General features: G+C 60.0%; 21 protein-coding genes and 1 tRNA gene. 11 read left to right on the forward strand and 11 right to left on the reverse strand.

The genetic code is table 11. The features are described 5' to 3' along the window. The first annotated feature begins 47 nt into the window (after positions 1–47). From ABGT83_RS11170 to ABGT83_RS11200, 7 genes are all read left to right on the forward strand, one after another. Positions 48–1,100: a type IV pilus twitching motility protein PilT gene (locus ABGT83_RS11170; protein ID WP_346687602.1), complete on the forward strand. Its 1,053-nt coding sequence runs from the start codon at positions 48–50 to the stop codon at positions 1,098–1,100. Then, on the forward strand, positions 1,100–2,308 hold the full coding sequence (locus tag ABGT83_RS11175; protein ID WP_103265796.1) for a type II secretion system F family protein: 1,209 nt from the start codon (positions 1,100–1,102) through the stop codon (positions 2,306–2,308). Before ABGT83_RS11170 ends, ABGT83_RS11175 begins: the two co-directional genes overlap by 1 nt. 100 nt (positions 2,309–2,408) lie before the next feature. Next, positions 2,409–2,798 (forward strand): type II secretion system protein, encoded by a 390-nt coding sequence (locus ABGT83_RS11180; RefSeq protein ID WP_346687604.1) that lies wholly within the window; start codon positions 2,409–2,411, stop codon positions 2,796–2,798. A 21-nt stretch (positions 2,799–2,819) separates the two neighbouring features. Further along, the gene (locus ABGT83_RS11185; RefSeq protein ID WP_346687606.1) at positions 2,820–3,809 is read left to right on the forward strand and encodes a prepilin peptidase; all 990 of its coding nucleotides are present in this window, start codon (positions 2,820–2,822) and stop codon (positions 3,807–3,809) included. 32 nt (positions 3,810–3,841) lie between these two features. Continuing rightward, on the forward strand, positions 3,842–4,831 hold the full coding sequence (gene pilM, locus ABGT83_RS11190) for a pilus assembly protein PilM (RefSeq protein ID WP_103265793.1): 990 nt from the start codon (positions 3,842–3,844) through the stop codon (positions 4,829–4,831). Between the two features lie 6 nt (positions 4,832–4,837). Continuing rightward, the gene (locus ABGT83_RS11195) at positions 4,838–5,503 is read left to right on the forward strand and encodes a hypothetical protein (RefSeq protein ID WP_346687607.1); all 666 of its coding nucleotides are present in this window, start codon (positions 4,838–4,840) and stop codon (positions 5,501–5,503) included. Then, on the forward strand, positions 5,503–6,105 hold the full coding sequence (locus tag ABGT83_RS11200; RefSeq protein ID WP_103265792.1) for a type II secretion system protein GspM: 603 nt from the start codon (positions 5,503–5,505) through the stop codon (positions 6,103–6,105). Before ABGT83_RS11195 ends, ABGT83_RS11200 begins: the two co-directional genes overlap by 1 nt. A gap of 176 nt (positions 6,106–6,281) precedes the next feature. Here the strand turns inward: ABGT83_RS11200 and ABGT83_RS11205 are convergent, their stop codons facing one another. The 3 genes from ABGT83_RS11205 to ABGT83_RS11215 form a co-directional block, all read right to left on the reverse strand. Next, entirely contained in the window at positions 6,282–8,924 is a 2,643-nt protein-coding gene (locus ABGT83_RS11205; RefSeq protein WP_346687609.1) for a GGDEF domain-containing protein, read from the reverse strand. Positions 8,925–10,193: 1,269 nt separating this feature from the next. Further along, positions 10,194–10,562 (reverse strand): hypothetical protein, encoded by a 369-nt coding sequence (locus tag ABGT83_RS11210; protein ID WP_346687610.1) that lies wholly within the window; start codon positions 10,560–10,562, stop codon positions 10,194–10,196. Beyond that, complete coding sequence (locus ABGT83_RS11215) at positions 10,562–10,825, reverse strand: hypothetical protein (protein WP_346687612.1); 264 nt, start codon at positions 10,823–10,825, stop codon at positions 10,562–10,564. The genes ABGT83_RS11210 and ABGT83_RS11215 overlap by 1 nt, the downstream gene beginning before the upstream one ends. A 482-nt stretch (positions 10,826–11,307) precedes the next feature. On the opposite strand from ABGT83_RS11215, the gene ABGT83_RS11220 reads away from it, so the two are divergent. Next, positions 11,308–11,490 (forward strand): hypothetical protein, encoded by a 183-nt coding sequence (locus tag ABGT83_RS11220; protein ID WP_346687614.1) that lies wholly within the window; start codon positions 11,308–11,310, stop codon positions 11,488–11,490. After that, positions 11,487–11,744, forward strand: coding sequence for a hypothetical protein (locus tag ABGT83_RS11225; RefSeq protein WP_346687616.1), 258 nt, complete (start codon positions 11,487–11,489; stop codon positions 11,742–11,744). Before ABGT83_RS11220 ends, ABGT83_RS11225 begins: the two co-directional genes overlap by 4 nt. Positions 11,745–12,413: 669 nt before the next feature. On the opposite strand, the gene ABGT83_RS11230 is transcribed toward ABGT83_RS11225, so the two are convergent. The 5 genes from ABGT83_RS11230 to ABGT83_RS11250 all read right to left on the reverse strand — a co-directional run bounded on the left by ABGT83_RS11230 (position 12,414) and on the right by ABGT83_RS11250 (position 14,681). Continuing rightward, positions 12,414–12,578: a hypothetical protein gene (locus ABGT83_RS11230; RefSeq protein WP_346687618.1), complete on the reverse strand. Its 165-nt coding sequence runs from the start codon at positions 12,576–12,578 to the stop codon at positions 12,414–12,416. A 4-nt stretch (positions 12,579–12,582) separates the two neighbouring features. Beyond that, the gene (locus tag ABGT83_RS11235) at positions 12,583–13,272 is read right to left on the reverse strand and encodes a DUF4417 domain-containing protein (RefSeq protein ID WP_346687619.1); all 690 of its coding nucleotides are present in this window, start codon (positions 13,270–13,272) and stop codon (positions 12,583–12,585) included. Between the two features lie 97 nt (positions 13,273–13,369). Further along, positions 13,370–13,879 carry a hypothetical protein gene (locus ABGT83_RS11240; protein ID WP_346687621.1) on the reverse strand — a complete coding sequence of 170 codons (510 nt, stop codon included), beginning with the start codon at positions 13,877–13,879 and terminating at the stop codon, positions 13,370–13,372. Between the two features lie 324 nt (positions 13,880–14,203). Then, positions 14,204–14,479 (reverse strand): helix-turn-helix domain-containing protein, encoded by a 276-nt coding sequence (locus ABGT83_RS11245; RefSeq protein WP_346687623.1) that lies wholly within the window; start codon positions 14,477–14,479, stop codon positions 14,204–14,206. After that, complete coding sequence (locus ABGT83_RS11250; RefSeq protein WP_129588479.1) at positions 14,460–14,681, reverse strand: helix-turn-helix domain-containing protein; 222 nt, start codon at positions 14,679–14,681, stop codon at positions 14,460–14,462. The genes ABGT83_RS11245 and ABGT83_RS11250 overlap by 20 nt, the downstream gene beginning before the upstream one ends. Before the next feature lie 116 nt (positions 14,682–14,797). Here ABGT83_RS11250 and ABGT83_RS11255 point away from each other — a divergent pair, with 116 nt between their 5' ends. Then, the gene (locus tag ABGT83_RS11255; RefSeq protein WP_346687626.1) at positions 14,798–15,814 is read left to right on the forward strand and encodes a hypothetical protein; all 1,017 of its coding nucleotides are present in this window, start codon (positions 14,798–14,800) and stop codon (positions 15,812–15,814) included. Positions 15,815–15,883: 69 nt separating this feature from the next. Beyond that, positions 15,884–17,161 (forward strand): tyrosine-type recombinase/integrase, encoded by a 1,278-nt coding sequence (locus ABGT83_RS11260; protein ID WP_346687628.1) that lies wholly within the window; start codon positions 15,884–15,886, stop codon positions 17,159–17,161. Positions 17,162–17,262: 101 nt separating this feature from the next. Here the strand turns inward: ABGT83_RS11260 and ABGT83_RS11265 are convergent. From ABGT83_RS11265 to ABGT83_RS11275, 3 genes are all read right to left on the reverse strand, one after another. Next, a tRNA-Arg gene (locus ABGT83_RS11265) sits at positions 17,263–17,338 on the reverse strand. Positions 17,339–17,406: 68 nt separating this feature from the next. Further along, positions 17,407–19,356, reverse strand: coding sequence for a Stk1 family PASTA domain-containing Ser/Thr kinase (gene pknB / locus ABGT83_RS11270; protein ID WP_346688034.1), 1,950 nt, complete (start codon positions 19,354–19,356; stop codon positions 17,407–17,409). A gap of 88 nt (positions 19,357–19,444) precedes the next feature. Then, positions 19,445–22,195, reverse strand: coding sequence for an FtsW/RodA/SpoVE family cell cycle protein (locus ABGT83_RS11275; protein WP_346687629.1), 2,751 nt, complete (start codon positions 22,193–22,195; stop codon positions 19,445–19,447). Positions 22,196–22,197 lie beyond the last annotated feature (2 nt).

A 22,197-nucleotide genomic window follows, 5' to 3' on the forward strand; every position in this document is an offset into this window, starting at 1 on the left:
GGCGTGGTGGCGATAGCGCCCGATGACGACGGAAGAGAGCGGAACGCATGAACATCGAACAGCTCATAGTATCGGCGCGTGCAGCGGGCGCGTCGGACGTGCACCTGGTCTGCGGTCTGCCGGTGAAGTTTCGCGTGGACGGGCGCCTGGTCGATGCGGGAGCGAACGGCGATGCGCCGCTGACGCACGACGATTGCGAACGCTTGGCCGAAGAACTTGCCGGTGGAGACTTCGATCGCATCAAGCGCATTGGCGAGCTCGACCGCGCCGACACCATCGCCGGGGCGCGCGTGCGCATCAACCTGTTCCGCCAGCAGGGGCACGTGAGCGCCGCCCTGCGCCTGCTGTCCGACGCCATCCCCCCGCTGGAAACGTTGGGCCTGCCCCCGGCGGTCATGGACTTCCCGAACATCCAGCGCGGCATCGTGGTGGTGACGGGCGAGACGGGCAGCGGCAAGTCCACGACGCTCGCGGCGCTCATCGACGCCATCAACCACACGCGCGCTGAGAACATCATCACCATGGAAGACCCCATCGAGTATATCTACACGCCCGACCGCTCCATCATCTCCCAGCGCGAGATCGGCCAGGACACGGCCAGCTACCACGACGCCCTGCGCGCCGTGCTGCGCGAGGACCCCGATATCATCCTCATCGGCGAGATGCGCGACCTGGACACCATCCAGACGGCGCTCACCGCTGCCGAGACGGGTCACTTCGTGCTTGCCACGCTGCACACGAAGTCGGCGGCGGACTCCATCGACCGCATGGTCGACGTGTTCCCCGAAGGCTTGCAGAAGCAGATTCGCATGCAGATATCCACCACGCTCGTGGCGGTGCTGTCGCAGCAGCTGCTGCCGCGAACAGGTGGCGGGCGCTCGCTGGCGTGCGAGCTGATGATGGTGACGCCCGCCATCCGCAACCTTATCCGCGAAGGCAAAACGCCCCAGATCGCAAGCTCGCTTGCCACCTCGGCGGCTGCGGGAAGCGTGACGATGGATAACGCGCTCATCGCGCTCTGCCGCGCCCGCTCTATCGACGCGCAGACGGCGGTCGGCGCGGCGCACGATACCGACTACGTGAGAAAGAACGTCCGCTAATGCCTACATATACCTATAGCGGCAAGTCCGAGACCGGCAACCTCGTGAACGGCGTGGTGGAGGCCTACGATGAGATCGAGGCCATGGAGAAGGCGCGCGAGCTCTGCCGCGTGGTGCAGAGCGTCAAGGAAGTGCGCGACTCGAAGAACCTGTTGGCCATGGACATTACCAAGCCCAAGGCAAAGACGAAAAACCTGGCGGTGATGTGCGCCCAGTTTGCCACCATCCTGCAATCGGGGCTGCCCATTACGCGTGCCGTGTCGTTGGTAGCCGACCAGACCACCGACAAGTATTTGAAGCGCGTCCTGGCCGACGTTGTGGATGACGTGGCGGGCGGGCACGGGCTGGCCGAGAGTTTCGAGAGCAAAGGCGCCGAGCTTCCGCGCGTGTTCATCGAGACCGTGCGCGCCGGCGAGGAGAGCGGGCGCCTGGCGGAGGGCTTCGAACGGCTGCACGCCTACTTCGACAAGCGCTCGAAGATCGCGGCCAAGGTGGCGAGTGCGCTCACGTACCCCATCATCGTGCTTATTATCGCTGTGGTTGTCATCGCGCTCATGATGGTGCTCGTGGTGCCCGTCATGGCCAACATGGTGTCGTCGCTAGGAACCGATATGCCCGGCATCACGCAATTCCTTATCGGCGTATCCGGCTGGATGGCCGTGTGGTGGCCGCTCGCTTTGCTCGTGCTCGTGTTGGCGGTGGCAGGCGTCAGGCTGTTCGGTCGCACCGAATCGGGCAAGACGCTGTTCGCGAAAGCGAAGCTCAAGCTGCCGCTGCTTGGGAAGATTGGGGTATACGGGGGCGCGTCGCAGTTCGCGAACACCATGGCCACCCTTGTTGCTTCGGGGTTGCCGATGACGAGGTCGGTGTCGGTGACGGCTCGCGTCATGGACAACTACGTGCTTGCGCGCGAAGTGGGCCGCATGGAGGCGGGACTCGAGGAAGGTCGTATGCTCGGCGAGTGCATGGCTGGGAGCGCCTATTTTCCGCAGACACTCGTCGAGATGACGTCGGTGGGCGAGCAGACGGGCGAGTTGGAATCATCGCTTGAGATGATGGGCGAGTTCTATGACAACGAGACGCAGCGCGTGACCGATCGAGCACTTTCGCTCATGGAGCCGACGCTGCTCGTTCTCATGGCGTTGTTCGCGGGCTTTATCGTGATCGCCCTGTATTTGCCCCTGTTTACCATGTATGCTTCGATGTAGCGAGAAAAGCACCTCCCGGTGCTGAAAACAATCGGCACCGTGCGGAAGTAACGGACACGCCTGACGACGGATAGCCGTCGGGCGAGAGAAAGGATCGAACATGAAAGACATGATCAAGAGGATGAGGGAGGACAAGGGCGGTTTCACGCTGGCCGAGCTGCTGATTGTCGTGGCGATCATCATGCTGCTGGTGGTCATCGCCGTGCCGGCGTTCACGGGTGCGCTTGACAACGCCCGGAAAGCCTCCGAAGAAGGCAACATCAGCAACGTCAAATCAGTCGCTGCGGTTCAGTACTCGAACGAAATCTCCAAGGGCGCTACACCGCAAGCTGCTGCAAGCGCAGTCTCCGGCGACTACTACGTTGATAAGAACAAGGATGTCGTCAAGGGCACGCCCGGCGACGGCAATATGATCGCTGGTCCATTTAACGTGAAGGCAGAGGTGGACGCGAATGGCAATATCAAATTCGTGGTGGAAAAGAAGGAGTAGCCGATCGTTCGAGAATCGGTTTTGTCCCTTCCGCTTGACATCTTCTCCCCGGCACAGGCAGCGATCCTCGTCGGGTTCGCCGCCGTGCTGGGGGCTTGTCTCGGCAGCTTCGTGAACTGCCTGGCGTGGCGGAAGGCGCACGGGGAGAGCGTGCTTGCGGGGCGTAGCCGCTGCCCTTCGTGCGGCCACGTGCTCGGGCCGCTCGACCTGGTGCCCGTCGTGTCGTGGATCGTCCTGCGCGGACGGTGCCGGCATTGCGGAACACGTGTGAGCGTGCGCTACGTTCTGGTGGAAGTGCTGCTGGCTGCGGTGTTCGTGGCGCTGCTCGTCGTGTACGGCGCGAGCCCGGCGTGGCTTGCCTATGCGGCGCTCGTGTGCGTGCTGCTGGCCGCCGCGCTCGTGGACTTCGATACGTTCACCATTCCGAACGGCTTCGTGATCGCGGCTATCGGAACATGGGTGCTCATGATGGCGGCGTCGGCGGCGGGGCTTGTGGTCTGGCCGCTTGCGAATAGTGCCGCGAGTGCCGTCGCCCAAGCACAAGTTGCGGCGATGCCCCTCGTCGGCGCTTCGCAGGCCGTTACGCCCTTTGGCGTCGGCAGCATGTTCGCCCCGTTCGTCGGCATGGGCTGGCAGGCCTCTGCGCTCGACGGGCTTGCCGGCGCAGTCGTCGCGGGAGGCGGCGTGCTTCTGCTTTCCCTCGCGTTCGACGCAGCGACGGGGCGCACCTCGCTCGGCGGCGGGGACGTGAAGCTGCTGTTCGCCGTCGGGCTGTTCTTGGGTGTGGCGGGCTCGCTCTTGAACCTGCTCGTCGCATGCATCGTAGGTTTGGCGTTCGCCCTCGTCCCGGGGCTTTCCCGTCCGCCGTCGCCGACTTCCGGTGCGCCGGCGGAACAGACTGAAAGCCTCCGTGCGAAGGCGATCCCGTTCGGACCGGCCATCGCCGTGGCCACGACGGCCACGCTCGTTTTCGGTCCGGCAGTGCTCACCTGGTACGTCGGGTTGTTGTAACGCAAGAGAGCGGTTTGAAAGGAACGCGCCGCATGAGCAAAGAATACACAGGGATCGACATCGGCGAGAGCAGCCTCAAGCTGGCTGTGTGCGATGGCGATACGATACGCAACGCCGCTGCGGAGCCGCTGCCCGAAGGTCTCATGGCCGACGGCCGGCCGGTGAGCTTCGATGCCATGGCCGACTTCATCAAGGCCGCTGTGCGCAGGATGGGCGGCGCAGCGAAGGACGTCGCGTTCGTCATGCCGGTAAGCGATAGCCTGGTACGCCGCATCTCCATTCCCGCCATGACGGCGAAGGAACTCGAGCTGAACCTTCCCTACGAGTTCCGCGATTACATTGCGCAAGGAAAAGACCGCTACGCCTACGACTATGCGGTGCTCGGAACCCACGTTGGCGCTGATGGCGTTCCCGAGAGCATGGACCTGCTTATTGCCGCATCCATGAAAGACACCATCGCCGACTATACGGAGATGTTCCGCCGCGCTGGAATGAGGTTGCGCATCGCTCTTCCGGTGCAAGCGGCATTTCAGAACCTTGTGGGGGGGAATGCGAAGGCGCTTGCCAATTGCTGCATCCTCGATTTTGCTCATGCTTCCACGAAACTGCATTTCTTCGCCGGCGGCGCGTACGATGCCACGCGTACTATCGAGATAGGCGGCATGGATATCGACCGTGCCATAGCGGACGTCTTCGACGTGGACGAGCACGTGGCGAACGGCTATAAGCTGGCGAACTATGAAAACGTCTTAACGCATCCTTCGGCGAGGGCTGTCTACGAATCCATTGCCGTGGAGATAAATCGCGCACTCAACTTTTACGGTTTCAACAACGCCGACGTTTCCATCGAAGCGGCGTACTGTTGTGGCGGCGGTACGCTTGTGGAGCCGCTCGTGAGTACGGTGGCGGCGCAGGTTTCCGTCGAGTTGCGGCCAATAGCCGGTATCATGCCGCCCGTTCAAGGTGTGGACGTGCGAGGGCTGTGCTCCGCCGCCGTCGGCGCGACGATGAAGGCGAGGTGATGCACGATGAAGCTGAATGAACCGATCGGATTCGGATCGAAACCCGGTGCGTCGAAGCAGGGTCCGTTCCCCGAGAAGACCACGATCAATCTCGTCGGCGCAGAGACGACGCGCGGCAGCCTGCTCACCCAGATTGCCCTCTTTGCGATTGTGCTCGCCCTCGCCGGCATATTCGCCAAGTTTGCCGTCATCGATCCGCTGGCGAGCGGGCTGGACAGCAATTCGGAGGTGGCCGCAGCTCAGGAGCAGCTTGCTGCGCTCGAGGTCGAAAACGCAAGCTATGCCGAGGTCAACGCCCAGTACGAGCGCTATGTGGCCCCTGGGCTCACCGAGGACGAGCAGAACCTGGTTGATCGCGATACGGTCATCGATTTGCTTGAGACAAAGGTCATGAACGTCGGCTACCTCAGCTCTGTGCAGGTGGAGGGCAATATGGCGGTGGTCACGAGTCTGGGCGCGAGCCTTGACGAGGTGTCGAGGCTCGTCGAAAGCCTCGAAGCTGACAAGCGCGTTGCGCACGTGACCGTATCCACAGCGCAAAACGACACCGACGTTACCGCTTCGGCTACCATTCAGATTACGTTTGTTGGTGCGCTCGATGCGCATACGGATGACGGAGCAGCGGGGGAAAATGCCGCCAGCACATCCGATCAGGGAGAGGGGGTCCGCTGATGGTGCGGCGGAGCGTATTGAATCGATCCTTTTCCACGCGCGAAAAATGGCTGCTGCTGATCCTTGCCCTCGTGCTGGTTGCAGGGGCGTACTACTACCTGGTCGTCAAGAACGTGACTGACACGTTGATTGCGAACCAGCAGCAGCTTGAGGAACTCCAGATCCAGATAGACGAGCAATCGTCCATTGCGCTGGCTCGCGGCCGTATGGAGGCCGAACTGGCCGAACTGGGCGATGGCGAGAGCCTGCCCGAGGTGGCGGTGTACGACAACATTCGCAACGAGCTGAACGAACTCGATGCGCTTATGGCAACGGCCGCTTCATACGATTTGACGTTCGATCAACCCGAGCTTGATGGCAGCCTCGTACGGCGCACCGTGTCCGTGTCGTTCACGGTGTCCGATTATCGGGCTGCGCTCGACGTGGTGAAAGCGCTTGAGAACGGTACGTACAAGTGCCTCATCGAGAATTTCGCCTTGAATGGGAAGTTGAGGGCCGACGGCAGCGTGGAAAGCGTCTCCGCCACCATGGATGTGACGTATCTGGAAACGACGAACGGATCCACGAACCTGGGCGGCTTGGCACAGGAAGAAACAAGTTAGGGGAAGAAGCGAGTCAGGCGCGAACGCGTGATGTAACTCAGGACGTATCACGCGTTCGCAGTGGACTTCGATGCGTCCTCAGGCGTCTCCTCGTCGACGCCATCTGCTCGGTTCGGACGGCATCGCTTCTCGGGCTATCGTAGGGCTATGGAAGGGCCTATGGAAGCAAGCCAGGGCTAGTCGTCGTTATCCGGGCACTCGATGAAGAACCGGTTCTTGCCGTCTGCCTTCGCATGGTACAAAGCGCGATCAGCTTGCCGGTAGGCGGTTTCGTACGATATGCCTACTCCCTCCGGCAGCTCCACGCCGCCGATGCTGAGCGTCACCAACTGCGTCTTCCCGTTTTGATCGGGGAACGCCACGGGGTTTCCAATGATGAGATTGCAGCGTTCCACCAGCTTGTCCCGACTGATAGGCCCTGCGATGCACACGGCGAATTCATCGCCGCCCAGGCGACCAACGAGGTCGTTCGGACGGAAGGCGCGCCCGATCGCGTCGGCGGTATGCTGAAGGGCGACGTCGCCGGCAAGATGCCCGTACGTGTCGTTCACCAGCTTGAAGTCGTCCGTATCCAAGATGAGGAGCGCTCCCGCTTTCCCTTCTTCCAGCAGTCTGCCGGCGCGCTCCTGGAAGGTCTTCCAGTTCAGCAGCCCGGTAAGCCCGTCGTGATGGGCGCGCTGGGAGAGGTCGAGCTTCTCGCGCATTTCGTCGTCGATGTTTGTGATCTTGCCGATGACGGAAATCGGCCGATCCGTTTCGTCGGAAACGAAATGGGACATGATGCGCAGCCATTGGCGCGGTTTATCGTCGAGCTCAAGCGCGGCGTCGGTGACGGTTTCCTGCGGAGAGAGGAACGCGTCGGCAAGTTCGGGGCTGAGCTTGTCTTGCAGACGTTTGCGTGCGTTGCGGACGAGGAAATAAGGCCTCTTGTCGTCCGTCTCGTCTTCGGCGGATGAAGCTACAAAGTTTTGTCCTCCGTTCGGCTTCGAAATCAGCAGGGTGTCGCTTTTGATCGAATACTCGAAGAATTGTTCGTTCGCAAGGCTGTAGAGTTTCTGGAAACGCTGATTCTCTTCACGCACGCTGCGCGCCGCGCGCACGCGAGCGCGCAGGTACAGTGTCAACAGAGCGATGACCACGAGGAGGAGCGTGATGAAGCCCAGGGCTACTTCCAACAGGTGGTCGCGAATGAAAGAACTGATTTGCTCGTCCTGATCGATGAGCGAGTTGTTGTACACGATCGAATCGAGTTCGGTCGAAGAAAGCCCGCGGATAGACTTGTTGATGATCTGAAGCAGTTCGGGCTCGACAGGGTGGACGAGCGCAAAGCACGTTTCCACGGCTTGGGATGAGGAAGGCAGCGTTAGCAGGTTGTTGAGGTTGTCGGCGCTTATGTAGTAGGGGACGCAATAGGAGGTGCTGTAGGTATAGTCCGCTTTGCCCTCGTTCACAGCCTGGAGGCATTTCTCCACCGTGTCGTATACGACGACGTTCGGCCCTTTTTCGCTCAATGAGGCTTGTTCCCAGGGAACGGCCATCGTTTTTTCGCCAAGGTTGTCGGGATCGACGAACTTGTTGTAGACGAGCAGCTTCGATTCCGACATGTAAGGCGCGCTCAACGATAGAAGGAGTTCCTCTCGGACGTCGCTGGTGTTGTCGGCGCCCGCCACCAAATCGACGTCTGCATTGCGGATCGCCTCGGCCAGATTGTCCGAAGGTTCGATTTTCACGATCTCATAGGAGAAGCCTGCATGGCTCGACAAGTAGTCGAGGATGCCTTTGGTAGCTCCTTCGAACGAGCCGGTTGTCCGGCTGAATGATTGGATGGGAGCTTTCTCGGATATGATGCCAACACGGAGCATCTCGTGCGCGGCAGCGAAGGCGAGCTCGCTTTCAGTGAGGGAGTAATCGGATTTGGTCTGCATGAAGTATCGGTCGTACAGCGAGTCCTGAAGCGAAGGATTGCTCCGGTTGATGAGGTCGATCGTTGCATCGATGGCATCGATTACGTCGCGCTGGCCTTTTGGGGCTGTGAAGAAGTACGGGCGTCCTGCGAACGTAACCGCAGCATGGAAGTCGTCGTGCAAGTTGACGTCGATATCGAGGAAGGCGTCGGCTTTGCCCGTCAGCACGCTCTCGCGCATTTCTTCGTCGCTATCGCAGTCGATCATGGTGAGGTTGATGCCATTCTGCTCGAAGAAATAGACCAGCTCCTCCCGACGCATGCTTGAGCTCGCCAAGAGGCTGACAGTTACATTATCGCGCGTGAACAGGTTGGTTTGCGTAATGGTGTTGTTGGTATTAGGCACAAAGAGCGCCGTGTGTGCGGTTCCGTAGCTGTTCTGCGGATACTCGAAGTACTCTGCCAGGGATTGGCTGTATGTCATGCCGCCTTCGATATCGACTTCGCCGTTCGCCAGCATGTCGATGAGAGCGACCGCGCGTTCGCTGTCATTGGCGCCGGGAGCTTCGATGAACTCGTATTTCCATCCGGTGAACTGCGCGATGTGGATGAGGTAGTCGTATGTGTAGCCCTCGAATGTTCCGTCCTCGTTGCGTGCGAGCACGCCTTCTTGTTGCATGTAGCCCACCTTGACCACGCGTTGGTCGGGCTGTGATGCTTCGCTTGTCTGCTCAGGTTCTGTTTCGGCGGCGAACGCACTTGAGATGGGCAAGCAGGGAAGCAGCGTGCAGGCGAGGACAAGCGAGATCAGCAAGCATGCAATCGTTCGAACTGCGTTCGAAGCTCCCAACCTGCGCGCACGCAGGTAATTCGCGGCTGCGAACAGCGAAGACGGATGAGTTGCCTTGTTTGCCATGCTTCCTCGTTTCCGCCGACGGGCGGTTTGGTCAATATGCTTGTATGTGTATCATCCGCAATTATACCTCGCTCAAGCCGGGAAGAAACCGGGGGGGGGGCTGCTTTTATTGCTGTCTAAAAAAGCAGTGGATCTATTCCGATCGTGTGACAGCTTTTCCCTTGTCGTTGGGGCCGAGGCGTTTTCCCGCTACGCTGGGGTACGTTGCTGACTGTGGTGGGTCCATCGCCGACGCGGAGAGGAAGGCGAACGATGTTGGAAACAAGCAAGCCGGGGCAACCCTGAACGGCGTGATCAAGCTGTTTTCAAGCTCGGGTGAGCGATTGCGTAACCGACCGGAGCACGAAAGGAGCACTTCGGGTCGCAACGACTGGAAAAGAAAACAGGTCATCGGCTGCAAAAACCAACCGATGACCTGCGATAATCAATGGTGCCCCCGGCGCGATTCGAACGCGCGGCACCCGCTTTAGGAGAATGACGTTTTACCAGGTCATAAGGTATTTTTAGAGTGATTTACGCTTGCTATGGCTATAGGTAACGATAGGTAAAACCAGATAGTTTGATGCGCGTTGTCCCCTGATTGTCCCCTGGGGGACAACGCGTCGACCTGCGCGCCCGTCGGTCAGGTCGGGGCGCTCGGGCCGTAGGGGAATGCTTTCATCCTGCCGGCCGCGTCTACGCATTGCAGACGCGCTTGCTGCTTCCGCGATGCCCCGTATGCGGCTGGCGCGCTATAATGGGTTCGGTGCTTCGTCGCCCGTGGCAGCTTCGAGAGATCGGAGAAGCCTATGGACACCCAAACGATCATTGCGGTATGCGCGCTTCTTACGGTGGTAATCGGAATCGTGAGTTTGGCCAGAAGGGAGTGACGAACGGCCTTGTGCGTGAAAAAGCCGGTAACCCCTGCAAGAGTAAACCGGCTTAAGTAAGGAACAAGTGCTGCCCGGGTGTGCGGGGCACCGTTCGCTTCGAATTGTACCACATCCGCATCGATGGTGCAGGGTATCCCTGCGCCCCGCTGCGACATTTCACGGGATTCCCAAGTTCAACAAAAGTCAACAGCCGAACGCCGAAGTCCCAGGGCTAATACGCGCGGCGGTCGAGCCGTTTTATGGTTCGGGAGACTTCCTGTTCGCTGGCAAGCCGCGTAACTATACGGATATGGGCTGTAGCATCTTTCTCGCGCCCGATGGCGCTTCCGACGCACTGAACCGTTTGAAGCAAAATAGCTGCTCAAAATAGCTCAGACCCGTTCGGACTTCATGTCCGCTATTCTTCTGTCGGGTGTTGCTTGTCGAAATAATTCTTGCATGTATTGCAGAAGAACGGTTGCATTCCGCCATGATCAAATAGGATTACCGTGATGCCGTCGCTTTTATGGCAGCGTGGGCAGATAGGGCCGTATTCGTTTCCGTCATCGTCCACGGCGTATAGCATACCGTTTCTGTTCGTCACTTTTGCTCGCTCCGCTAACTGCTCCTTTAGAATTCTCACTTCTTCTTTCAAGTCCTTGTTTTCAAACATTAGATCGTAAAGCTTAGCTTGTAAGTCCATCAGAGTATTGATTTGGTCAGGCTTCAACGCTCCGGCATTCACTAACGTCTTTGCAAAGGCAAGCACAGTATTCAATTCGTCCATTACTCGCTCTCTTTCAAGCCGCTAGCGGAACAAGCCGGCGGGTCGATCACGAGGGCGCTTTCCGGCAGGTCGGTGTGCGGGATAGCGGCCAGCGAATAGCCGCACACGTCGAGCATCGCGGCCAGGGTGTCGGCTTGCGGCGTCGAGCCTCGGGAGGCAACGGCTGACACGTAGTTGTCCCGCTTCCCCATGGCGCGCCCTATATGGGTTGTGGGTACGCCAGCACTTGCTGCTGCGCTTTTCACGGCATCAATAGCTTTCATTCCGAAGCTCCATTCTATAAGCGTTCTTTTCGCGCAGTATAGCTAATTGCATAAGGTTAGACAATCGTTTATGGGCAAGTTGTGTATTAGGCAATTGGCTATTGTATAGACTTAGGCAATCGCCTAATATTTACATCGCGGCAAGGGAAAGTATCAAACCCGAGCCCAGGCGGGACGGCTCTCAATGGGAAACTGTTGGGAGGTGGTGGAAATGAAGCAGGTCACGAGATTCCTAGCGTTGCTCATCGTACTAGCTGTGATTTTGCTCGTAACAAGCCACTAGCCGCCGACCCTGGAAAGATTAGCGGCTAGTGCACTCATGCAATGACTGGCGGCCGATCTGAAAGGAGGTCAAGCCGTCCCGTCGATTGTATCAAGCCGCAAGCACGGCGGCAATAGGAAGGGACGCCCCTCCACAGCCTACCAAGCCGAAGGGGCGCCCCACTGAGCGGCCCGCAAGGGCCGGTAAGGAGGATTCTACCATGGGAGAGCTTAAGAGAGCGAAGCTGGCCCGCATCGAGGGCGCGGCGCACGACGTGCCGGGAGCGTGCGGGCGCATGCGAGCGGAGGGGGAGGGCACGCAAATCCTCCAGAAGGCCGCACGTGACGCATACCTGGACGTCCTGGAGCCGGTGCGCCTGGTGTTGGAGAAGGAGGCGGCATGAGCGGTATGAAGGGCAAGAAACGCGGGAGCGTGCCCCTGTGGGTGGTTGACGGGCTGGTGGACATGACGGACGCCGCGCGGAACCTGTCGCAAGCCGTGGAGTGCGCAAGCGTTGCCGCGCAGACGAGCATCACCGACCCTATGGACTTCATCAAAGGCGCGCTTTCCGTGCTGCTCTTGGCAGCGGAGGACGCTAGCGAGCAGGCGGAGAACCTGCGGCGTGAGGCTGAGAAGGCGCTGGGGCCGAGGAAGTAGGTGTCAGGCCGCGTGACGCCGCCTGCTTCGCGGACGGCCAGCATAGATGCCAGACCTTGCGCGCACCGGCAGCGCCCTTCCGCGTAAAAGGCGGCGGGGCGCTTCGCCTTTAAGGCGCGGGCGTTCAAACGGAAGAAGGCGCCCGCTCCGCCCCGGCGATTGACCCAGGTGGCAAGTACGCCTTCGGGAGCCATGATGCCACGCATCGAAACGCCTTCCGGAAAAAACTCTCGGCGGGGGGATGGGCGCTATGCCGCCGGGGTCGCCTCGAGGCACCGGGGGGGGGTGGCCCCGCCCCCTCGGCCTTCGGCCCTCCCTGCGTCGTAGGGCCGGTTCAGAGGAGCGCCTTTTCCACAGCGGCAATCGGCCTTGCGTTCGACGCCGTGCGCGAAACGGGGTGAGAGGAACCGGCTCGAACGGTGCAAGGAGGGGAACGCAGGGATACGCCCCTCATGAAAGCAAACCGGCGGGGGGAAATCGGCCCTGGCGCCGAAGGGGGGCTTCGCGACTCCCGCAAAAGACCCCCCATCCCTTGCGCACCTTGTGAAAACCTTGCATAAGGCCGCCTTCGGTTGGTTCCTTTATGCGCAGATGGACGCAGTGAATCCGCTTCGAGCGAGAAGTGCCGATCTTGGCTAAACCTTAACGCAGTCGGCAGTGCGTTTTTTCCTAACCGTTCGCCGGATTCGTCTCCTTTGCCCTGCGCTTGCTCTCTTTGCGGCCGTCCGCTCCCTGCTTTGAGAGTTTGCGCCTCTTGGCCCCTTCGCCATGGGTCGCTTGGCCCTTCTTCTTGTAATAGTCGCTCACCTTGCCTGAGCTGCTTCCTCTGCCCATGATCCTACCTTTCTTCTTTGGTTTCTCTTTGCTTCGTTTTCCTCAATTGCTCGAATCTCGCCTGCATGTCGCTTTCGTACCACACCACCCGCGCACCTCCCGCGTCGAAGTCGCACCGCCTTCCGTAGGCCAGCACCGCCGACGGCCTGAGCCTTCTCGCCGCCTCTGCGGCCCCGTTCTTGAACAGCTCGATACCTTCCGCGCAATCCATAAGCCCCACCGTCGAGAGCGCCACCGCAGAGCCTTGCGGGACGCCCTCGAAGGCGAACGCGTAGGTGTTAGGCTCGCCCCATGTGAGGGTGGGCACCACCCGCAGCCCCGCATCCTGCCACATGCGCCCCACGGCCCGGCCCCGGTAGACGTTCCATCGCTGCATCGGCTCGGGCATGTCGAGGTAGCACGAGAAGTCGGGCGTGAGCGCGCAGGCGAAGCGCGAGAGCATGGGCACGTAGCGCACAGGGTCGCTCCACGTCCCCTCGAACCGGTAATCGTCCAGGAAGAAGTGCACGCCCGCCTTGGGGTCTGTGCACCTCGGGCACGACGTGAACGCGCGCAGGCGTTCGGGCGCGACCTCCACGGGGTCGAGCTGCGGCATACCGGACGGCCCCACGTCGAAGCCGTCCACTAAGTGGAGGTTGTACGCCCGGCGCACGCGGTCGCGCCGGTTGCTGGAATTCTCGGGCTGCTCGCGCATGGCCGTCCCTTCTTACTGCAATGGAAAACTTGCTTGCATCTCAACAATCCCCCTTCACTGCCAAGGTTTACTGGTTCCTGCCTCTGGTTATCTATGATTACGTCGTATATCCCCAGGTCATAAAATCTTGGTGTAAGGGTATCTTGCTCGAAGTGTGAGGGTATCCCTGCGAAGTGTGAGGGTATTTGCCCTCACACATTCCCGTGTCATACGTGAGGTTAGGGCCTCTGACGGCTGGAAGCGGGTTCACGCAGTAGAGCGACGCATGGCCCTTGATCCCCTTGTGAACTAGTGTGAGGATTCCGACTTCTTGAAGGGCGCGCAATGCCCGCGAGGCGTTCTCAGCATGCCCTCCCAGCTTTTCGGCGGCCCAGTCGCGCGGAATCTGCACGGTTTGCACGTCCCCAAGCTCCAAGTCATCGCGTCCCTTGCTTGCTAGCCAGTCGGCCAGCCATCCGGCTTCAACGCGTTTCAGCATATCGCCGTCCTTGAATTGGGGGACAACGCGAGGAAGGAGAACGGCCCAAAGGCTCGTGCGCTCGCGTATCGCGGCGTCCATGATTATGCGCATGGTCGAACCGCGCATCTTCCCGTATTGCTCTTCCATGCTTCACATCACCGCATCCCGCCGTATGGGGAGCGGCAAAGCGCGACGAAGTGCGCGGCTTCGGGAAAGTCTGTTATGCACATCCTAGCGTTGCCGAAGGACATCGCTTCGTCTGCGAGCATGCCGCGTCACCGCCTTCCGCGCCTCGGTGGTAGAATGGGCGCAGCGGCTTCAGTGCTGCTGTTCGCGCTCGCTTCGCCTTCGGTTTGGTCGCTGAGGGGCAAATGCGGGCGCTTCCGCTTGTTCTCTACGCGAGTGCGGTTGCGCTTGCCGGGGCAGTCGGACATGATCGGTTCGCCGGTGCCGAACACGTAAACCGCAGTTCTACGCCGTCCCATCGACACCGCTCCCATTCGCGTACTCGATCAGCTTGAACTTCGGCACGAATAGGCGGCGTCCTATGCGGCACCCCGGCAGACGCCCCGCGTTTATCTCCGCGCGGATGGTCTGCTCCGACACACCGGTGAGGCGGTGCATATCCTGCACGCTCAGCAGCTCCGGTTCTCCCGCGAGCATTTCCGGCGTATCGGCGGGCGGTTTCTCGGAGAGGTACACCATGCGGCATTTGCCGCAATCTGCGCTAGATATCGGTAAGGCCATCCTGGGACACCTCCTTCAGTAATGAGCTCATTTCCGCTTTGTCCATGCCGAAAGCGTTTGCGACTTTAGCCAGTTGACCCGGGTAAAGTTGAAACCCTCTATTTTCTGCATAAGAGATTAAAGAAGCGTCGATGCCAGACCTTCTTGCGAGTTCGCGTTTGCTCCATCCAAGCATGATTCGTTTTTGCTGCATTTCGATCATAATGACCACCTCCAAGCTTATTTGTTGTTCATTGCACTTTGTATAATAGCGTTGTAAAATACTCTATAATAGAAAAATTAGAGGTTATTACTTTAGAGATTACGGAGTATCTACAAGTGAATGAGTACAAGATAAAAAGAGTCTTTAGTATTCACGAGGTTTTCAAACCGCTGCCGTGGTATGTCCGAGACGTAATTCCCATATTGAGAAGCGACGGCGAGCCAATCGCTTATTGCGAAGTGGACGGTCATAGTAGGCTTATGCGAGAGCTTCCGTGTGAAATTTTTAATCACGAATTGAAACGGCTTAACGTTTTGAATGGCGAAGAATTCGCCTCTTTCATGTCCGAGTATGGACTTGTTGGATGTTTTGAGAAAAACAGAGAATTATTTTCTTCGTCTCTCCTGAAACTCGACATTTCCGATCGCAGCCAAGTTCTGAGGTTTGAGGCGGATATGGATTTCCTAGCGTTACTTCCGAAAAACCCTTCTGATTACTTTATCTCTCGGCAAGAAATTGAGACACGCTATTCGGAACTTCAGGAAGGAATTGCATGTGTGGCAAAAGATCACAAGGTGCTTAGTGTCGTGTCTGCCGCAGAGGCGGCAACAACTGTTTGGTCTTTGCTGAGCAGTGCGAAAACAGTAAAGGCAATTATGCAGAGTGACGATCCTGAGACAATAGCCAAGCTTGCGGACATCAGCGTCGATGGTCTTTACGATGAGATACAGGAGGATGATGAATACCTGAACTGGCTCATGAGAGGGATTTCTCCCCAGATAGGAATAGTGATAGACATGCCGGACGGCACTTGCGGGAAGCCGTCATTCGATGACTTGATACTTGAATATAAGCGCGGGTGCTTTGAGCAGGCCGTGGCTTTGCAGATATGGGAGTTCTCTCTGCATGGCGAAGGGTATTCCGTATGCTCCGAGTGTGGCGAGGTTTTCGTCAGGAAGCGGTCAACCAACAGGAACGGCTCGCCTCGAAACACGAGCTTGTTTTGCTGTGATAAATGCAAAAATCGATATACGCAGAGAAAGTACAGAAAAAGCCCCGCATACCAGTTAAAGCAAGAAAAAAAGAAAGCCAGCAAACCAAGTTCATCCAATGTGATAAAACGCACTAGCTAATCCCGCCCGCTGACCCGGGCGCGTTGGGTATAGCCAAGCAAGCGCGGATCACAGGAAGGAGGTAACACCATGGCAAAAGGAGACGGAAGCATAACGGAGGTGCGGCGCGGCGTGTGGCGCGTGTGCGTGTCTTTCGGCACCGATCCCGTGACGGGGAAGCGGATCAAGGTGCAGCGCAATGTACACGGCACCAAGGCGGAGGCTCGGAAGGAGCGCGACCGGATACGCAGAGAGCATGAAAACGGCTTGTCGGTCGATGCGGACAAGATGACGTTCGGAGAGTTCGCCGACACGTGGCATTCCGCTCGCGTGGATGCGGGCGAAGTGGTGCGCACGCGCCTTGAACGCGAAGGAACGCTCATTAGCACGCTGTCAAGCTATATCGGCACTGTCCGCTTGCGCGATTTGACGCCGCGGACCGTCGAATCTCTGTATGCGTCCATCAAGCGCGACAAGACGGCAGAACGAGGCTCGTGCAGTGGGACTACGCTTCACATGTACCACGCCCTTTTGAAGCAGATACTGCGCAAGGCGGTAGACTACGATCTAATCTTGCGCAACCCGTGCGACCGCGTGAAAGCCCCGAAGGCCGACGAGCCAGAACGCCGCTCGCTCACCGTGGACGAAGGGGCGCGGCTGCTCGAATGCATCGAAGAGGCGGAGCGCGCCGCATACGCGTGGATGGCGGAGAAAGAGGCGCGGCAGACCGAGTGGGGCAATCTGTTCGGGCGATCAAGCCTTTTGGGGCTGAACACGATCAGCTACGTTATGGCGGCGCGCATCGGCCTTGCCACAGGCATGCGGCGCGGCGAGGTGTTCGGGTTGTGCTGGGGAAGCGTTGACCTGAACCAGCCGTGCATCAAGGTTCGCCAATCCCTCACGTCCTACGGCGAGGTGAAAGCTCCGAAGAGCAAGGCGGGCGTGCGCACCGTCGCCATCGATGCTACCACGGCGGCGCATCTTCGGCAATGGAAGGAGCGCCAGGCGGTGGAGTTGTTGAAGCTCGGCATCAAGCAGGACGGATGCACGCCGGTATGCTGCTCGGCGGTGGGCGGTTACTGCGAGCTTCACAGGTTCACGCGGTGGTGGGTGGGGTTCCGCAAGCAACACGGCTTCGATGATCTCAAATTCCACGAGCTGCGCCACACCCAGGCTACCCAGCTGCTGGCGAACGGCGTAGACGTGAAGACGGTGCAGAATCGCATGGGGCACTCTACGGCCTCTCTCACTCTGAACCAGTACGCTCACGCGATACCGGAGAACGACGAGAAGGCCGCGCAGCTCGTGGGAAACCTGTTCGCCAAGAGGGCTGACGAAACGCCGATAATCAAGGTGAAAACTGCCTAGTTGTTTCCGGTTGTCCCCTGATTGTCCCCTGCGACGTTTTTTGAAGCATCAAGAGAACAGGTCACCGGCTGCGAAACCAACCGATGACCTGCGAGTTCCAATGGTGCCCCCGGCGCGATTCGAACGCGCGGCACCCGCTTTAGGAGAGCGGTGCTCTGTCCCCTGAGCTACGGAGGCGCGGACGTTATTGTAGCATTAATCCTCGCGCGATCCTATGCGGCCTTCGTGTCAGAAGCCTGCAGCACCTACGCTTCCTGCGGAGAGGTGGGTGGATTCGATGTCTGCACCTGCTGGAACGTCACGTTTACGGTCACGTTCGCGCCGATGTTGCTGATCGTGTACGTGCCGCCCGAGGCTGCAACGCCATCCAGGCCTTTGACGGAAGCCACTTCGTAGCCGCTGTTCGGCGTGATGGTGATCGTCACGCTTCCGCCTTCGTCCACCGTCGATGCGCTCGACGACACGCTGCCTCCACCGTTGGAGTTCACGCTCACGCTGTAAGTGGACACCTGCTTGCCCAGGCTCACCACGATATTGACCGTTGTTCCTTCCTGATGCTTGCCGCTGCTCGGATTCTGGCTGATGACGAGACCTGACGCTACGCTATCGCTGTAGTCGTAATCGGCGGCCACGTTGAACCCGGCGTTCTCGAGCGTCGAAGTTGCCGATCCCTCGCGCTGCCCCACGACGTTCGGCACGTCATTGCCTTCGGGGCCCAGAGAGAGATAGTAGGTGATGGTGGTGTCCTTCGCCACTTTCGTGCCGGGGGCGACGTCCTGCCGTGCCACACGATCCTTGTCGACCGAGTCGGAGTACTCCGCTGGCCCAGCCGAGTACTTGAGCCCGTTAGCCGTCAGCTCCTTGCGTGCATCGTCGGCCGTCATGTCCTTCAGGTCGGGCACGGTGATCTCGGCCACTCCGATGGATACGGTCAAGTTGATCTTCGTGCCCTTTTCACGTTTGACATCGGAATTCGGGTCTTGTCGAATGACCTGGCCTGATTCTACTGTGTCGCTGTTCTCCTCGGTGACGGTTCCCACCTCGAAGCCCTTTGCCTCGATTTCTGCAACGGCGTTTTCGCGTGTCATGCCCACTACGTTGGGCACCTGGATGGCGTCTTCGCTGGGGGATCCGCTCATGAGCGCGAAGGCGATGCCTCCGATGACGGCGAGCGCAGCGATGATGCCGAGCACGATAGCGATCGTTTTCTTGTTGCTTTTCTTCTGGGATCCGTCGTCGCTGCGGTAGGATCGCGAAGACGACGTGGTGTTTGAGGCGCCGGGGGCGACGGGCATGACGGCGGTGCTATCGGGCCCGATCGGCGCGACGCCGCCCATGACCCTTGTCTCGGCGCTCGTGAAATCGCCGAGGTTGACGGGCCGGCCGGCCAGGTAGTCGTTGAGCACTTGGCGCATATCCTTGGCCGTGGCGAATCGTTCCACCGGGTTCTTGGCCAAGGCTTGCATGATAATGGCCTCGAGCGCGGGGTCGATGTCGGGGTTGATTTCGCGCGGCGGCACCGGCAGATCGTTCACCTGCTTCATGGCTACGCTCACGGCGTCGGGGCCGTCAAAGGGCAGCTGGCCCGTCGTGGCCTCGTAGAGCACCACGCCGAGCGAGTAGATGTCGCTTGCGGCCGTCAGCTCCTTGCCCTGCGCCTGCTCGGGCGAGATGTAATGCGCCGTGCCTAGCACCGAGGAGGTCTGGGTTTTGACCGAGTTCTTCGCCCGCGCGATACCGAAGTCCATCACCTTCACGTTGCCGTCCGGCTGAACCATGATGTTCTGCGGTTTGATGTCGCGGTGGATGATATCCAGCCCGTGCGCGACGGAAAGCGCCTGGCACACCTGCGAGCCGATCTCGGCCACCTTGCGCTGGTTGATGGCGCCGCGCTCGAGGATGGCTGTCTTCAGGTCGGAGCCGCGTACGAATTCCATCACGATGTAGTACGTGCCGTCGTCTTGGCCCCAGTCGTACACGTTTACGATGTAGGGGCTCTGCAAGTTCGCCGCCGCTGCCGCCTCTTGCTTGAAGCGCTGCGTGAAGCTGGGATCGGCAGCGTACTGCGGAAGCATCACCTTTACGGCAACCAGGCGTCCCAGAACGTTGTCTTGCGCCCGATACACCTCGGCCATGCCGCCGATGCCGATGCGCTCCGTTATCTCGTAGCGGTTGTTGAACACCCTGCCTATCATGCTTCCGGTCACGTTTTAGCTCCTTTTGGGTACATGCTGGGCTCTCTGTGCGTTGCGGTGTGATACACGAGTCTTCAGCATACCGTATTTACAAAAGCCCCTGCACTTCTAAGGCTGTTTTCAACACATTCTGCGCTTTTTGCGCCGCTGCGCCCGAGCCGCCGTTCTCGATGATGAGCGCCACCACGACGCGGCTGTTTTCGGAGGGCGCCATGCCCACAAACCAGCTGTTGTCTTTGCCGTTTGCGTTCTCCGCCGTACCCGTTTTGCCAGCTACGGTCACACCGGAGACAGCGGCTGCAGTGCCCGTGCCATTCTCCACGACGCCTTCGAGCACGGTGCGCACGCGCTCGGCCGTGGTCTTGCTCACGGCCTGCATCAGCTTGGAAGGCTGAGCGGTGAAGCTGCGCTCGCCGTTTGCGTTGTATACGCCGTCCACCAGGTAAGGCTGCATGATGGCGCCGTCGTTGGCGATTGCCGACCCAACGAGCGCCATCTCCAGTACGGTCGCGTTCGGTCCCTTCTGGCCGACGGGTTCGCCGGCGGCAGCCCACGCCGTGGTCCACGTCGACATGGCGTCGGGGTCGGGCATGAGAGAGGTGTAGAGCGGAAGCGGGAAGTCGACGTCTTTATCGAAGCCGAACGTCTCGGCGCCCTTCACGAGCGCTTCTGGCCCCATTTCTACGCCAAGCTGGCCGAACACCGTGTTCGACGACACTTCCGTGGCCCGTGCGAGTGTGATATCGCCGTAGTCCACGTCGCCGTAATTCGACACGGAGGCTCCGCCTATGTCCATGGAACCAGGGGAGGAGAACACGGTGTCCTCGCTGGCCGTGCCGTTCTCAAGCGCGGTGGCGAGCGAGACGATCTTGAACGTGGAACCGGGCGCGTACAGCGCGGAAGTTGCGCGGTTCACGAGCGCCCCATCAGCGCCGCTGGAGTCGGTGCCTGCCTGCTCAAGCAGGCTCTCGATGTCTGCCGCGTCGTAGGTGGGCGCAGACGCCATGCCCAAGATGGCGCCCGTCTCAGGATCCATGACTACGCACGCCCCCTTCTGGCCTGCGATGGCGTCCTGCGCCGCTCGTTGGATCGTGGAGTTGAGCGTAAGGGCGACGTCGTTTCCGGTCGTGCCCGTGCCGGCGAGCGAGTCCAGCACGTCGGTCCACGACGCGAAGTTCTCCTGGCCCTTGAGGGTGTCGTTGTACGCCTGCTCGATGCCCGAAGTGCCGAAGCGCGAGGATGCGTAGCCCACCACGTGGCTGGCAAGGTCGCCTGCGGGATACACGCGCTTGTAAGTTCCGTCCTCCTCCTGAACGCTTTGGGCGAGGACGGTGCCGTCGTAGGTGGAGATGGTGCCGCGCTCTGAGCGCGATTCCTTGGCGATGGTGTGGTTATTGCCCGCCATGTTCTGGTAGTAGTCGGCCTGCACTACCATGATGAGCGTGAGGTTGGCCACGAGCGCTGCGAACAGCACAGAGCAGAACAGCATGCTGTGCGTCAGGCGCTTGCCGAGCGACACGCGCCCGAGCACGCTGTTTGCATGGAGCGACCCGGTAGCGCTCGACATTTCCGTATCGACGCCTGTGCCCTCGTCGCCGCAGCGCAGCAAAAGGCCCACGGCGATGAAGCTCGCCAGCAGCGATGAGCCGCCTTGGCTGATGAAGGGCAGCGTGAGGCCCGTCAGCGGGATGAGTCGCGTCACGCCGCCCACGATGATGAACGCCTGCAGCACGATCAGCGCGGTCAGGCCTACGGCGACGAACGAGCTGACATCGCTTTTCGCGCGCGCCGCCGTCACGAAGCCGCGCACGGCGAGGCACAGGAACAGCAACAGCACGCCTGCCGCGCCCAACAGCCCGATTTCCTCGGCGATGGCCGCGAAAATGAAGTCGCTTTCCACGACCGGGATCTGTTCTGCCAGCCCGCGTCCGAGCCCGGTGCCAAACAGGTCTCCGTCGGCCATGGAGTAGATGGCCTGGACCAGCTGGTAGCCCTTGTTCTGGGCATCGGCGAACGGATCGAGCCACGTGGCCACGCGAATCTGGACGTGATCGAAGGCAAAGTAGGCGCCCACGCCGCCGATTGCAATGAGGCCCAGGCCGATGACAAGGTAGAACTTCTTGCCCGTCGCCACGTACAGCATGAGGAGGAACACGAAAAAGAACACGAGGGCGCTGCCAAGATCCTTCTCGAACACGACGATGAGCATCGCGACGCCCCACATGAGCAGCAGCGGCAACAGCGTGCGGATGTCGGGGAGGCGGAACGGACCGATGCGCCAGGTGAACACCGAGAGCATCTCTCGGTTCTGCGCAAGGTAGCCTGCGAGGAACAACACGATGACGATCTTGGCGATCTCGCCCGGCTGGAACGAGAACGTGCCGACGCGCAACCAGATTTGGCTGCCGTTGATCTCGGTGCCGATGCCCGGCACCAGCGGCGAGAGCAGCAGCAGGAAGCCGACGATCATGAGCGTGTACTTGTAGTTCGCCACCTTGTCGAGGTTGCGGATGGCCACGAGCGCGACCACCATGCACGCCACGCCCAAGAATAGCCACATGACCTGGTTAACCGCCAGATCGGGAGCCAAGCGCGTCACGAATGCGATACCGGTTCCCGACAACGCGAACACCAAAGGCAGGATGGCCGGATCGGCTCCCGGCGCGAACTTGCGGACGGCAATGTGGGCGATGATGAACGCGGCGAAGACGCCTACCGGCACGCCGAGCGTGTTCATGTTGAGTGATTGCCCCTGGTTCAGGGCGATCATCGCGAACAGCAGCACCACGAGCGGCGCAGCCACGCACAGAAGAACGAGCTCTATGTTGCGTCGCGTCATGA

The sequence above is a fragment of the Enteroscipio rubneri genome, assembly GCF_963929405.1.
GTDB lineage: Bacteria > Actinomycetota > Coriobacteriia > Coriobacteriales > Eggerthellaceae > Enteroscipio > Enteroscipio rubneri.

What these genes read in the sequence shown, in the direction of transcription:
- ABGT83_RS11170 (WP_346687602.1), top strand. Translation starts at nt 48, where the DNA reads ATGAACATCGAACAGCTCATAGTATCGGCGCGTGCAGCGGGCGCGTCG.
- ABGT83_RS11175 (WP_103265796.1), top strand. Translation starts at nt 1,100, where the DNA reads ATGCCTACATATACCTATAGCGGCAAGTCCGAGACCGGCAACCTCGTG.
- ABGT83_RS11180 (WP_346687604.1), top strand. Translation starts at nt 2,409, where the DNA reads ATGAAAGACATGATCAAGAGGATGAGGGAGGACAAGGGCGGTTTCACG.
- pilM (WP_103265793.1), top strand. Translation starts at nt 3,842, where the DNA reads ATGAGCAAAGAATACACAGGGATCGACATCGGCGAGAGCAGCCTCAAG.
- ABGT83_RS11195 (WP_346687607.1), top strand. Translation starts at nt 4,838, where the DNA reads ATGAAGCTGAATGAACCGATCGGATTCGGATCGAAACCCGGTGCGTCG.
- ABGT83_RS11200 (WP_103265792.1), top strand. Translation starts at nt 5,503, where the DNA reads ATGGTGCGGCGGAGCGTATTGAATCGATCCTTTTCCACGCGCGAAAAA.
- ABGT83_RS11205 (WP_346687609.1), bottom strand. Translation starts at nt 8,924, where the DNA reads ATGGCAAACAAGGCAACTCATCCGTCTTCGCTGTTCGCAGCCGCGAAT.
- ABGT83_RS11210 (WP_346687610.1), bottom strand. Translation starts at nt 10,562, where the DNA reads ATGGACGAATTGAATACTGTGCTTGCCTTTGCAAAGACGTTAGTGAAT.
- ABGT83_RS11215 (WP_346687612.1), bottom strand. Translation starts at nt 10,825, where the DNA reads ATGAAAGCTATTGATGCCGTGAAAAGCGCAGCAGCAAGTGCTGGCGTA.
- ABGT83_RS11220 (WP_346687614.1), top strand. Translation starts at nt 11,308, where the DNA reads ATGGGAGAGCTTAAGAGAGCGAAGCTGGCCCGCATCGAGGGCGCGGCG.
- ABGT83_RS11225 (WP_346687616.1), top strand. Translation starts at nt 11,487, where the DNA reads ATGAGCGGTATGAAGGGCAAGAAACGCGGGAGCGTGCCCCTGTGGGTG.
- ABGT83_RS11230 (WP_346687618.1), bottom strand. Translation starts at nt 12,578, where the DNA reads ATGGGCAGAGGAAGCAGCTCAGGCAAGGTGAGCGACTATTACAAGAAG.
- ABGT83_RS11235 (WP_346687619.1), bottom strand. Translation starts at nt 13,272, where the DNA reads ATGCGCGAGCAGCCCGAGAATTCCAGCAACCGGCGCGACCGCGTGCGC.
- ABGT83_RS11240 (WP_346687621.1), bottom strand. Translation starts at nt 13,879, where the DNA reads ATGGAAGAGCAATACGGGAAGATGCGCGGTTCGACCATGCGCATAATC.
- ABGT83_RS11245 (WP_346687623.1), bottom strand. Translation starts at nt 14,479, where the DNA reads ATGGCCTTACCGATATCTAGCGCAGATTGCGGCAAATGCCGCATGGTG.
- ABGT83_RS11250 (WP_129588479.1), bottom strand. Translation starts at nt 14,681, where the DNA reads ATGATCGAAATGCAGCAAAAACGAATCATGCTTGGATGGAGCAAACGC.
- ABGT83_RS11260 (WP_346687628.1), top strand. Translation starts at nt 15,884, where the DNA reads ATGGCAAAAGGAGACGGAAGCATAACGGAGGTGCGGCGCGGCGTGTGG.
- pknB (WP_346688034.1), bottom strand. Translation starts at nt 19,356, where the DNA reads ATGATAGGCAGGGTGTTCAACAACCGCTACGAGATAACGGAGCGCATC.
- ABGT83_RS11275 (WP_346687629.1), bottom strand. Translation starts at nt 22,195, where the DNA reads ATGACGCGACGCAACATAGAGCTCGTTCTTCTGTGCGTGGCTGCGCCG.